This window comes from Bergeyella cardium (assembly GCF_009914665.1).
GTDB lineage: Bacteria > Bacteroidota > Bacteroidia > Flavobacteriales > Weeksellaceae > Bergeyella_A > Bergeyella_A cardium.
In genome coordinates this window covers 1,292,591-1,305,338 of record NZ_CP029149.1, presented here as the reverse complement: position 1 = coordinate 1,305,338, position 12,748 = coordinate 1,292,591, and the positions used below count along the sequence as shown (strand labels likewise).

12 protein-coding genes are annotated in these 12,748 nt (G+C 38.9%); 1 reads left to right on the top strand and 11 read right to left on the bottom strand.

The features are described 5' to 3' along the window. Window positions 1-7: 7 nt before the first annotated feature. The 9 genes from DBX24_RS06005 to DBX24_RS05965 form a co-directional block, all read right to left on the bottom strand. Window positions 8-967 carry a GSCFA domain-containing protein gene (locus DBX24_RS06005; RefSeq protein ID WP_160224286.1) on the bottom strand — a complete coding sequence of 320 codons (960 nt, stop codon included), beginning with the start codon at window positions 965-967 and terminating at the stop codon, window positions 8-10. A 19-nt stretch (window positions 968-986) separates the two neighbouring features. After that, window positions 987-1,958 carry a polyprenyl synthetase family protein gene (locus tag DBX24_RS06000; RefSeq protein WP_160224285.1) on the bottom strand — a complete coding sequence of 324 codons (972 nt, stop codon included), beginning with the start codon at window positions 1,956-1,958 and terminating at the stop codon, window positions 987-989. Between the two features lie 175 nt (window positions 1,959-2,133). After that, entirely contained in the window at window positions 2,134-3,426 is a 1,293-nt protein-coding gene (locus DBX24_RS05995; protein WP_160224284.1) for a T9SS type A sorting domain-containing protein, read from the bottom strand. 265 nt (window positions 3,427-3,691) lie between these two features. Continuing rightward, window positions 3,692-5,017 carry a DUF58 domain-containing protein gene (locus DBX24_RS05990; protein WP_160224283.1) on the bottom strand — a complete coding sequence of 442 codons (1,326 nt, stop codon included), beginning with the start codon at window positions 5,015-5,017 and terminating at the stop codon, window positions 3,692-3,694. 15 nt (window positions 5,018-5,032) lie between these two features. After that, window positions 5,033-6,031 (bottom strand): AAA family ATPase, encoded by a 999-nt coding sequence (locus DBX24_RS05985; RefSeq protein WP_160224282.1) that lies wholly within the window; start codon window positions 6,029-6,031, stop codon window positions 5,033-5,035. Window positions 6,032-6,066: 35 nt separating this feature from the next. Then, a complete protein-coding gene (locus DBX24_RS05980; RefSeq protein ID WP_160224281.1) occupies window positions 6,067-7,221 on the bottom strand; it encodes a DUF4350 family protein in 1,155 nt (384 codons plus the stop codon). A gap of 4 nt (window positions 7,222-7,225) precedes the next feature. After that, complete coding sequence (locus DBX24_RS05975; protein WP_160224280.1) at window positions 7,226-8,023, bottom strand: DUF4129 domain-containing protein; 798 nt, start codon at window positions 8,021-8,023, stop codon at window positions 7,226-7,228. Beyond that, window positions 8,013-8,969, bottom strand: a complete 957-nt coding sequence (locus tag DBX24_RS05970) for a DUF4013 domain-containing protein (RefSeq protein WP_160224279.1) — start codon at window positions 8,967-8,969, stop codon at window positions 8,013-8,015. The genes DBX24_RS05975 and DBX24_RS05970 overlap by 11 nt, the downstream gene beginning before the upstream one ends. Further along, window positions 8,953-9,939 (bottom strand): stage II sporulation protein M, encoded by a 987-nt coding sequence (locus DBX24_RS05965; protein WP_160224278.1) that lies wholly within the window; start codon window positions 9,937-9,939, stop codon window positions 8,953-8,955. The genes DBX24_RS05970 and DBX24_RS05965 overlap by 17 nt, the downstream gene beginning before the upstream one ends. Window positions 9,940-10,076: 137 nt before the next feature. Between DBX24_RS05965 and DBX24_RS05960 the strand changes: the two genes are divergently transcribed. Further along, window positions 10,077-10,823 (top strand): RDD family protein, encoded by a 747-nt coding sequence (locus tag DBX24_RS05960; protein ID WP_160224277.1) that lies wholly within the window; start codon window positions 10,077-10,079, stop codon window positions 10,821-10,823. Between the two features lie 78 nt (window positions 10,824-10,901). On the opposite strand, the gene DBX24_RS05955 is transcribed toward DBX24_RS05960, so the two are convergent. Both DBX24_RS05955 and rpsO read right to left on the bottom strand, forming a co-directional pair. Continuing rightward, window positions 10,902-12,236 carry a trigger factor gene (locus DBX24_RS05955; protein ID WP_160224276.1) on the bottom strand — a complete coding sequence of 445 codons (1,335 nt, stop codon included), beginning with the start codon at window positions 12,234-12,236 and terminating at the stop codon, window positions 10,902-10,904. A 190-nt stretch (window positions 12,237-12,426) separates the two neighbouring features. Beyond that, a complete protein-coding gene (gene rpsO / locus DBX24_RS05950; RefSeq protein ID WP_120489529.1) occupies window positions 12,427-12,696 on the bottom strand; it encodes a 30S ribosomal protein S15 in 270 nt (89 codons plus the stop codon). Window positions 12,697-12,748 lie beyond the last annotated feature (52 nt).

Sequence of the window (12,748 nt, the reverse complement as noted above, 5' to 3'; positions counted from 1 at the left end):
TTAGGGTTTAATACTGAGTGAATATTCTGTGCTTTACTTTCTTCTGCTGCTCGGCAATTTTCTGGCGAAGCCTTTCTCTAAACTCAATATATTGGGGGCTTTTCTCATCATTCGGGCGATGGTTAAGAGATTGAAGAATCTTAAAATTATCAGCGATAAAAGCCTTTACTTCATCAGAGAAATACGCATTTCCAAACTTTTCAAAGATATAATGTACCGCCTGCTGCGTGGGGTGTATCATATCTTCTTTATAGAAGCGATAGTCTCGGAGCTCATCCATCATCAGCTCATAAATGGGGAGATAATGGCAATTAACCTCATCATCTATCGCCTCGTGGAGAGCATTAAGCAGCCTCGCTTTGCTCCATTGGTTCTCAGGAAAGCCATCTTTGGTATGACGAACGGGCGAGAGGGAAAAGAGTATCTGAACCTCTGCTTTGCAAATATCCTTTATCAATGCAATACTCTCTTTTATCGAGGAAATAATTTCCTGAGTGGTGAGCAACCTCTTTGTAAAGAACTTTTGAGGGATTTTATGGCAATTCGCCACCAGCTTGCCCTGCGGAAGAAACTCGTAGATAAAAGAAGTGCCGTAGGTGATAACAACCCATTGCGTTTTTTGTAGGAAAAAGTTTGCCTCTTCCAGCTTTTCATTGATTTTCGCAAGGGTTTTATGGGCATAAGGCGTATTAAAACCCGAATAATGGTCTAATGAGATAAAAGCCCCTCCGTAATTTATCAGATCTGCTTCCGTATAAGGCTCGCCCGAGTGGAGGCGCTTGAGCGCATAGTTGATAGAATACGGATTAAAAATCGTCCCAAAAGGATTACAAAGGGTCTTCATCTGCCCACTTGCCATAAGGTTGGCCATCTCTGTAGCAAAACAGGAACCGATGAAAAACGAGGAATCTCCAAGAGTGATTTTCTTATCAGAGAGGGGAATTTCTACCTCTGTTCTAAACTGCATTGGGTGGTTGATATTTTTTTTAAGATTCTCTTTTCAATAAATAATTTGCAAGCTCGATAAACGGCTTTTTCTTCTCATCAGAAACATTGATTTTATCAAGATAGCCCTGTGCAATTTCATTATGCTTTTGGATAAGGGCAAGTACTTTCTGGTCAATTTTCGTTCGCCTGAAAATCTTTTCTACACCATAAATCTTGTCTATATTATTGGTCTTTTTGGCATACCAAAATTCAAGTTCGTTTTTCTCTTCAGCGGTAGCATATTCCCTTGCCAGCAGGTAGAGGATGGTCTTTTTATTCTCAAAGATATCGCCTGCGTGCTTCTTACCAAACTGCTCCATATTACCAAAGACATCAAGGTAATCATCTTTAATCTGAAAAGCAATACCGATATGCTTCCCAAAGTTGAAAATAGCCTTTGCCTCTTCGGTATTTGCTCCTGCGATAATGGCTCCGATTTCAAATGCCGCCGCAGCGAGAATACCCGTCTTATAGGTAATCATTCGGATATAATCCTCATAGGTTACATCTTTCTGGGTTTCAAAATTCACATCATACTGCTGCCCCTCGCAGAGGAGGATACCCGTATGGGTAAAAATCCGAACACACGCCTTGAAGAGCTTAGGTTCCAAGTCCTCAAAGAAGCTGTACGCTTTCAGCAGAAGCCCATCTCCTGAGAGGATTGCCGTATTAATCCCGTGCAAAGTATGGATTGTAGGTACATTTCTCCTAAGGGGAGCATCATCCATTATATCATCGTGGATGAGGGTAAAATTATGGAAATACTCAATGGCAAGCGCTGGTTTTATCGCCTTGCTCATCTCTCCGCCAAAGAGCTCATTTGCCATAAGAACCATTATCGGTCTTAGCCTTTTCCCTCTATGGGAGATAATGTAATTCATCGGTTCATAAAGCTCCGAAGGTTGGTTTCTAAACATATACTTCTGCACTGCTTGTGCTATAACTTCCTCGTAACGGTCTATAAATTCCATAAGTTTTTTTTACGCCAGCAAAGATAACTATTTAGAAGGGAGCAAGCAATTACACCGTAGCCGGTGGGGCACTTAGCATCAATCAAAAAAACCTCTGAGAAAGATTTTCCTCAGAGGTTAAAATAAAGCTATGACTATTTAATAATAAAGATATGTCTACTGAATTAAGCCGTGATTATTTCTTAATTAGCTTAATGCTCTTAGAGAGAGCTCCTGCCTTTACTACCACAAAATATACTCCTGCTTTTAGGTCGCGAACATCGTATCTACCCTCAGAATCGGTAGTAGTTTGTTTCACTACACGACCTGCTCTATCATATATGAAGAGGTTTGCAGACTGATGATCCAAACCTTGAAGACTGAAATAATCTACCACAGGATTCGGGTACAGCTGAACGGAAAGCGAAGGCTTAGCAACAAAGTCTGCCGTAGCGAGGAAAGAAGCATTCGGAGACTGCTCCCAATAGAAAGTCTTGAGGTAATCAGAATTATCATTTACCTTTTTACTGATGGCAACATTCTTAGACTGATAAACCTCCTCGAGGCCGCCATAAAATGTCCAATCCTTAAAGGTATAAACCTCGTCGTGGAGTTTATTGGTATCATACACGTATTCGTACTTGAAGTTGAGCGTCCAGGCACCTCTTTTTATTATGGAATTCACTTGGGTTTTAACATTATCATTCCCATCATAAGTATATTCTACTTTTCGGAAGTCTTCCCAGTCGGTTCCATTAAATTTCTCATCTATATAGTGGGTACATTTGCCGGTGGTAGGGTTATCTCCCTGGTAATAATAAGTTCTCTTGTTCTTTATTTTGTCATCTAAATTATTACCATCTCTCTTTACGGTGAGTACTTTCTCAATCTTCTCCACATAAGTATAAGTATCTGTGTAGAGGTACTGCACATCTCCGCCTTGGGCCACTCTGATGTAATAATTGATTTTAGTAGGCTTAGAAAAACCTTCCGAATATTCTAATTCATACTTATTGTGTGGGAGGTATTCGCCTTTCCCTGAGCCGTCATCATCAGGTTTCCAGTTCTCTATATAAAGGCTGATAAGCTGGTTGGTAGCCTCATTATAAGTATAAGTAATTCTGGATTCTGGTACGAAAGGAATAGCCTCCGAGCCTGGGTCTTCTTCAGATTCCGGGTCTCGCTGATAGGCGATTTTAGCTTTAATTCTCCCCTTAGCATCGTATTCTAATTCGGCATATTCCAAAATGTATTTCTTGCCTCCATTTTGAGTATAATACTCTATTTTAAGGAGCCTCGTATTCTCATCATTATAGATATAGCCTGTATAATACTTACTTCCATCTACATTTTCTTCCCACTCCTTTTGGAGGAGATACTTGTGGTCTTGCGGAGAAATTCCCGCATTGGAATAAGGGTCATAATCCTGTGAAAACGCTACGCTTGCCACCGATACCGTGAGCAAAGACGATAATAAAAATTGCTTCATTATTTATTTTATTTAAAAATTTCGTGCAAAAATATCCCAATTTGTATTTAAACCAAATTATTCCCCATATGATTTTTATCACCCACTGCGTGGGGAGCACTCATTTTTAAGAGCCTCACCGGCTACGGTGTATTTTTTTTTGCGCAAGACCTCCGGAGGACTTCCGAGATGCATTTCTTTTTGCGCAAGACTTCCGGAGGACTTCCGAGATGCATTTCCGAACGGTGCGAGACCTGCAGAAGTTTTTTTCTGACTGAAAAATGGCTTAAAGTATCCCTCGAGCTTTAATTTCCAAATATTTGTTGATGGCATCTATGCTGAGGTTCTCTGGAAGGGTATAAACGGAATAGATGCCGTACTTCCTCAGCTCTTGGATGATGAGCTTTTTTTCAAACTCAAACTTCTCGGCGATAATCTCATCATAGACCGATTGTATGGTCTCGGGCTGGGAATGAATGAGGTTCTGGAGCTCCGAATTCTTAAAAAAGATAACGACGAGGAGGTGGTTCTTGGCGATGCCTCTCAGGTATTTCATTTGCCTTTGTACAGCATCGAGGGTTTCAAAATTGGTAAAAAGGAGCACGAGGCTGCGCTGGGTGATGGTGGTCTTCAAATCCTGGTAGAGGCGGCTAAAATCGCTCTCGAAGAAGTTGGTCTGTATATTATAGAGGGCTTCTGAGATTTTCTTGAGCTGTCCGGACTTGCTATCGGCAGAGACACGGTTTTCGGTTTTCTTGGAGAAGGTCATCATCCCTGCACGGTCGCCCTTTTTCAGGATAATGTGGGAGAGCGCCATCGTAGCATTGATGGAGTAATCGAGCAAACTAAGCCCATTGAAAGGCATCTGCATCGTGCGACCTTTATCTATGAGCATATAGATTCGCTGGGATTTCTCGTCCTGATACTGATTTACCATCAGTTTATTCTGCTTGCTGGTCGCCTTCCAGTTGATGGTTCGGATATCATCACCCTGTACATATTCTTTTATCTGCTCGAATTCCATTGTATGCCCTAGCCTTCGGATTTTCTTGATACCTCCGAGGAGGAATTCATTCTGAACCGCCATCAGCTCGTACTTTCTGAGGTGGATGAAGGAAGGGTAGCTGGGGAGCTTTTCATCTTTTTGGAAAGAAAACCTTCGGGCAACAAGCCCCAGAATGGAGCTCGCATAGATATTGAGCGCCCCGAAGCTGTATTCTCCCCTCTCCTTTGGGGTGAGTTTGTATTCAAACATTCGGCTACCTCCTGCGGGGAGGCGCTTGTGAATCATAAAATCCCTCACTTGGAATTGGAAAGGGATTTCATCAATCACCTGTACGCTGAGCGGGAAGAAATAATTGTTTTTAAGGTCTATTCGTATGGCGTTCTCATCTCCATTGGAGAGCTTTTCGGGCAATATTCGCTGTGCTTCTACGCCTTTTTTCTGATTAAAAAGGAGCATAGCATCTACGGTAAAGATGAGGAGTAAAAGCGCGAGAAAGCTATGGGCAAAAGGCATAAGCCCGCCGAAGAAAAACGAAAGGATGTATAAAACCCCGATGATGAAAAGGATGAAGAACAATCGGGAGTTTAGATAAAGATGCTTGAGCATAAGCTATTTTTAAAACTACCTTGGAATCTCTATTCCCTCTAAAATCTGTTGGATGATTTCATCTGCTGTAAGCCCTTCCATTTCGCGCTCGGGGGAAACAACTACCCTGTGCCTGAGAACCGCAAGACTGGCTTCTTTGATGTCTTCTGGCGTTACGAAATCTCTGCCCCGAAGCGCTGCAAAAGCCTTGGAAGCGCTGAGGAGTGCCAAACTTGCCCTCGGCGATGCGCCCAGATAGAGGAACTGATTTTCGCGAGTGGCGATGATGACTTTCGCAATATACTCTATTAAATGAGGCTCTACGAGCACCTCTTTTACAAGGGTCTGGAACCTGACGAGCTGCTCGCCCGTAATCACTGTACGGATGCTCTCGGTTTTATTTTCGGATTTGCTTTCGTGCTGTTTTCTGATGATTTCTATCTCCTGCTGTAGGTTAGGATACTTCACTTCTATCTTAAAGAGGAACCTGTCGAGCTGTGCCTCTGGCAATCTGTAAGTACCCTCCTGCTCGATAGGGTTCTGAGTAGCAACGACGAGGAAAGGCGAAGACATCTCGTAGCGAGTGCCGTCCATCGTAACCTGCCGCTCCTCCATTACCTCGAAGAGTGCTGCCTGGGTTTTAGCTGGCGAGCGGTTGATTTCATCTATCAGAATAAAATTGGAGAATATTGGCCCTTTTTTAAACTCAAACTCGGAGGTTTTGATATTAAAGACCGATGTGCCGAGTATATCGGAGGGCATCAGATCGGGAGTGAATTGTATCCTGCTAAAACCGACATCAATGGTCTTTGCGAGGAGTTTTGCGGTAATGGTCTTCGCTACGCCTGGTACGCCCTCTATAATGATATGACCATTGGAGAGGAGTGCCGCGAGGAGATGCTCTACCATAGACTCCTGCCCTACGATGACTTTGGAGATTTCGGATTTTATTCTGTCCAAGGCGTCTCTCAGCTCGGTCATATCAATCCTCGACTGGAAAGAGGAAACGGGATTTGTGTTTTCTGTATATTCCATTATATTCAAATTTTATACTTGTATTTTATGATTAATTATCTTAGGATTTCGTCTAAGATTTCATTCATTTTTACTAAATCTTCTTTGGTTAGATAGGCATATTCGTCCTGCGCTTTCTTTATAAGGGCTATTGCCTCCGTAATTTTTTGTAGAGGTTTTCCTGTTTTCAGATGCAGCCTCTTCGCAAAATGCTCATCTAAATGATGGGTGTCTATTAGCAATTCGGTACGAACTCTATTAAGGAAGTACTGTGCCTTTTTGCTCATCATATCCTGAAAATCGCCTTCGTTTAAGTATAAATTGCCAATGCTTTTTACAAACTCTACCGATTTATTCTTTTTCGGTTCTATAATAGGGATAATTCTTTGCTTCCGCTTGGCATTAAAGAAAAGGAAGAGAAATACCCCACCGAGAAATAGCCACCAAGCATACCTGAGCGGCGGATTGGCAAGGATGAAACGAAGAGGAGAAGTGGATTCATTAAAGAGCTTTCTCTCCATAAACCAAACGGTTTTCCTCTCTGGGAGGTAGGAGAAGACTTTCTCTACATATTGTCTGTTTGCCTCTCCTTTTAAGAGGGAATAATTGGTAAGAACTAGCGGCTCGGTATGGAGGTAGATATTCCCCTTGCCAAAAGGAACTTTAATGAAATTGACGCCCGTTTCTTTGCCTTCAAATGTAGCATAGCCTAAAATCTGCTGCTCCTTTGTGATGTAACTAATTCTCTCTCTTGAAGGGAGCTTGTCTATGATGGCTTTATCTTTTAATTTCTTATCGGTAAAGTGCAACGAAGCGCCATCAAAGTCATACCACGAAGTACCGATGTGGAGGGTATCGGCTAAAAAGTAATCCATCTCATCTGAAAAGATAAGGGCATCTGAACCCTTTTCTACCTGTTTCAGTATTTTTTTACAGGATTCCTTATCCATATTCTGCTGGATGAGGATAATATTATGAGGCTCTTTTTCTTTATTATAATAGATATAAGGAGCGGTACTTTCCTTTTCTAAACTGCTGCCAAAGAGAGCGTCTATCTCCTGAGAGAAAATATAAAGTCCGAAAGGGTTTTTATCGCTTATTCCATAAGTTTTTTTCCAGCTTACGACCTCTGTTTTATTCACTTCTAATAGCGCAAGGAGTACTAAAACAACGGCAAGGATAATTCCATATATCTTAAATGTCTTATTCATACGATTAATTAAATTTATCCTTATAAGTTTTATACTCGGTTTCGTTTATGCTAAACTCTCCGTACCAAACATAATCAAATATTCGGGAGGCATCTTTGAACTGCTCTTTGAGCTCGGAAGCACTTATCTCGGAGATATAATCTCGGTTGGTTTTCTCAGGATTCCAGTCTATGAGATTTTTATCTGTAAGGGTTTTTAGCATCCGTAAGAAATGATAGCGAATTGCCAAGCGATAATCCTGCTGATTCTCGGCTTTGGAAATCATCTCTCGGAAGTTGATTTCGTGAATATTCTCTACGATATCATTACTTGGGATATTAATCTTTTGATTTTTCTTTCCGAAGAACCAGTTGCCGTCTTTCCTCATCAGATATTTAATAACGAAATAGAGCAGAATCCCCAAGACGATAATCCCTATAAGGCGAATAATATTATGCTCGTATTTGGAGATTTTATTAAAGTCGGTATCACTAAAAAGACGATCTAATAAACGCCTTAATTTCTTCTTTAATTTTTCTAAGAAAGAGGTTTTGGGTTTATTGGCAGAGTAATCAAAATCTTCTCCTTTATATTTATCTTTTATATCGGTGGAGAGATTTCTTTCTTTAAGAGGGGTATCTGTTATTACTCCCTTTTGAAGGAGAGAATCCGCAGAATAGACAGGCACTCCGCCAATAGAATCATTTTTTGGAAGAACTTCTGTATAGCCATCAAAAGGGATTTCATTATCTTCCTCCTCCTGCTGTGCAAATACGGGAGATGAGAGAAATATCAAAAAGAATATAAGGAGCTTAATCTTCATTTTTTCCTATGCTTTCTATTTCGGAAAGGTCTATTTTCTTGTGCAGATCCGTCCTGCTATCGTAATAAATAAAACCTGTAGCAATATATATAATATTATTAATGATAAAAGATATGATTAAAGCAATTGAATATAGGATTAACACCATTAATCCAAACATTGATTCTTCACCTTCTATGGAATCATAAGTAGGAAAAATGATTTTATATCCAAAAATAAATATCATAGGAATGGTAGTGAATATTGAGGCAACAATCTGCACTATTATATAGATAACCAAAGTAGAACCGATATACTTCCAGAAAGGAGAGCCATCACGATGATGCTGGTACGAGAACTGAGAGCGCAAGCCATAGCTCAAACTACTAAAAAAGCCCTTTTGGGTATTGAGATAATCAAAGAGCGTAAGGTTGATAACATTCATAATAAACGGCATTACAATCATCATAAGAAATAGCCCTATCAGAATAAGTATCAGTATATAACTAATTGCCATTACAAGAAACGCAAAGGGCAAGACAATAAAGGTGATACCTAAAAAGTAGATAAAAATACGCCCCGTATTCTTCTTAATATCCGATAAAATATCCTGAAGCTGTACCGGTCCTCCTGTTTCAGAAAGCCGCTTAATATAGAGTACGGGATAAGAGTAATTAATAACCATCGCTACCATAAAAATGAGAAACATAAGTACTACGACGGCTACTATAAGCACTGGATTTTGTGTGATATACTCCTCAATATAATTTCCTTCTGGCCCTTCTCCAAACATAAAACTGCCGATAATATCCCTTAAACCTACAACGAAGAGAATCATCATCAGAATAAGGAGTAATCCATTAATGACCAAATAGTTTTTAAAGAAATTCTTGCCATAGATTTTCAGGAAGTTGAAGGTATCGGAGACAATCTCGCCTAATGTTCTTTTCTTATAGAATTGTATCATCTTTTTTTAGTGTTTTATAGACAAAATGTGGGTATATGCAATAATAAAAAATCACAATAGCCAAAGAGCCGAATATAATCAGCATATCTAACCATAATGGCATTACAAGAGCGTGCCTTGTAACAAAACTCTCAAATATTCCTGCTACAATAGTGAATGGCACAGTACTCAGAAAGATTTTTATAGCATCTTTAGCCCCGAGTTTAAAGGCATTAAAACGAGAATAAGTCTTTGGGAAGAGCACCGAAGCCCCGAGGATAAGCCCTGCTGCAGCTTCTATAATCATTGCAAAGATTTCAAAGACGCCGTGTATCCAAATTCCTTTTGCACTATTCGCCAAAGTACTTAGATCACCATACTGGAAGAATAAATACTGAAATGCACCGAGCATTATCGCATTATGCATTAGAACTACAGCCGTTCCCAAGCCGATAAATACTCCTGATACAAAGTGATAAGCACCCACTTTTAAATTGTTTATGATAATCATAAAAGTCATTATGAGTGCATTTTCATCTTGATAAACGCCGACTTCATTTCCCTTTTTTATATTCTCAATCGTCATATACACATATTCATCACCGAGGATAAGATTGGTAAATTCTTCGTCATAATGAGCTGAAAAAGCACCGATAATCGTAAATAAAAGGAAGAGAGAAAAAGAATACACGAGATAGTTTCTGTATCGGTACATCAGCAAAGGGGTTTCAGTCTTAAAGAAAGAGATGATTCTGCTTTTTTCCGTCCTTCGCGTCTTATAAATCATCTGGAAGACTTCCGATGCTAAGAAATTAAGGTAAGCCGTAGTTTTGCTCTTTGGATAATAAGTCTGGGAGAAGGATAAATCATTGATTAGATTGATGTAGATAGAGGACAAGTCATCCGGGTTTTTCTTCACTCGTTTATAGACTACATTTTCTACCTCTTTCCATTTATTGAGATTTTGTTTTATAAAGGCTACCTCTCTCATCGGTTTATTCTTGCCGGCTAAATTAATGCTTTTTCGGAAATATTCTTTATTTCATCTATTTTTTTTAATATTTCATCAAATAAATACTTTAATGCATTATATTTGTGCTCTATTATAAGCAGATAATTGAGTATTCTATGAATGAGATAGAAATAAATACCTCACAGAATGTTAATATTAAGTTTAAGACAGCAAGCATCGGTGAGCGGATACTCGCTTTCATCATAGATATACTGATTAAAGGGCTCTACGCCACCGTATTCCTCTATTTCTTTGGCGAAATGATGTATGAATTTTCAAGAATCGTAGAAGAATGGGTCTATATCACAGTTATTTTGCTTCTGTTTAGCCCCATTTGGTTCTACTCTCTCATTTGCGAAATGATGTTTGAGGGGCGAACATTCGGGAAGATGCTGCTCGGATTAAAAGTTGTGAAGATAGATGGCTATCAGGCGAGTTTTGGGGACTATCTCACGCGTTGGATTTTCTGTATCATTGATATTTATACTAATGCGGGGATTGTGGGGGTCTTGTCTATCATCATTTCCAAGAATAACCAACGATTGGGAGGGATGATCAGCGGTACGGCGGTTATCTCCACAAAAAATAATATCAATATCTCTCATACAATCTTTCAAAATATCAGCACAGACTATACTCCAGCCTTTCCACAGGTTATTACACTCTCAGATAATGATATTCGCATCATCAAAGAGAACTTCCAGAAAGCAATCAAGGTCTATGACCCTGCCGTTATCCGCAAACTCTCCGAAAAGATTGAAAGCGTAACCTCCATCAAGCGAAACACACAGGAATATACCGAGCAGCAGTTTATCAGAAAAGTACTTCAAGACTATAATTACTTTACTGGTAAAGAGAATTGAGAATTTATTCCCTCCGAATTTAGATATAAAAAATCCCCTGCAATGTGTAGGGGATTTTTAAGTATTGCTTGTTATTTATTACTTTTTAATGACTTCTAAGAACTCGTCGTGAGAAATCTTAGTTTCCTTTTTAGTAGCTTTTTCTAAGATGATGTCTTTAAGTTTAGTCATCGCCACTTCGGAAGAAACCTGTCTTACTTGCTCTTGATCTTTTAGCATTTCTACAGCATACTTCTGAATTTCTTCATCGGAAAGGTGGTGTATGCCATAAATCGCAAGCTGATTTCTTACCAACTGCTCTGCTTGAGCCAATACCTCTGCATAATCAATCTTAATATCATTATCGCTCATCAATTTACCTTCGATGATTTGATACTTGATTTGCTTTTTCTCAGCTTCTAAGATTTCTTTTGCCTGCTCTTCGGAGGTGATATTTTGATTAGAGAATACCAACCACTTCACTAAGAAAGTTTCTGGAAGCTGCACTTCTTCTTTCTCGTTAATCTGCTCTAATACTTTATTTACGAAGTATACATCAGCATTTTGTTGGAAGTATTCGTCTAATTCAGATTTCACTTTTTCTTTAAGTTCTTCTTCTGATTTAATTTTCCCTTCTCCATAAACCTTGTCAAACAATTCTTGATTAAGCTCGTGAAGATTGAGTTTGTAAATATCCGTTACTTTTACTTCAAGCTCATTATGATGAAGATGCTCTACCTCTTCTTTTGAGAAACCGAGCTGTTTTGCAAGCTCTTCATTTTCTACTAACTGCTCTTTAGTAATTTTTAGGCTTTCATCTTTCTTTAATTTCTTTACTAAATCATAAGCCGCTTTCTGGTCTTTGGATACTGTAGCAAATTTCGGATGATGATGGTGCTCTCCCTCTGCATCTTCTTCTACGATTTGAGTAATGGATAAACCGGCAAAAGTATCTTTTCCTAATTTTTCCTGTTCTTCTCTTGTGGAGAATCTCTTTTGCATATTTTCTATGCTTTGACCGATTTCTTTTTCAGATGCTTCTACTTTATAGAGAGGAGCTTCGTATTTAGAAAGATCTACAGTAAAGGCAGGCTCATAACCCACTTCAAAAGCTACGGTGATTTGCTCTGCATTATGGTCAAAATTATCTACTGGCTGTGGTACGGGCTGCCCTACCAATCGCAGTTTATTTTCGTTTACATAATTATTCAAAGCCTCTGATACAAGTTTGTTAATCTCTTCAAAAGCAACAGGCGCTTCATACTGCCTTCTCACCATACTCAAAGGAACTTTTCCTTTTCTAAAGCCTGGTACTTGTGCCGTCTTTGCATAGTTGTGAAGTTGTTTTTCTACTTTGTCTTTATAGTCAGACTTGTTTAGTGTTACTGTAAGTAATGCACTTACTTCGTCGTGGTTTTGAGCCGTAATGTTCATTAATCGAAATTTTAGGTGTGCAAAAATAACAAAATTTATCAATTATACTAATTTAATACGCTATAAAAGTAAATCCTCCATCTTTTATATGGAGTTAAAATATTTTATCAGCATTTAGTATGAAAAAGAAAGGGCAAATAAAAACCTCCAATCCTGTTTTAGAATCGGAGGCTTTATTCTGTTTAGGAGATTATTTTCTTAATCCTAATTTAGCAATAATTGCTCTGTATCTTTCGATATCTTTATTTTTAAGATAATCTAATAATCTTTTTCTCTTACCTACTAACTTCACCAAAGATCTTTCAGTATTGAAATCTTTGTGATTGTTTTTCAAGTGCCCTGAAAGGTGGTTAATTCTGTAAGTAAACAGTGCGATTTGTCCTTCAGCACTTCCTGTGTCCTGTGCAGATTTCCCGTATTCTGCGAAAATTTCTGCTTTTTTCTCTGATGTTAAGTACATTCGAATATTTTTTAAATGATTTTTATGTAACGGCGGCAAATGTACGCCTATT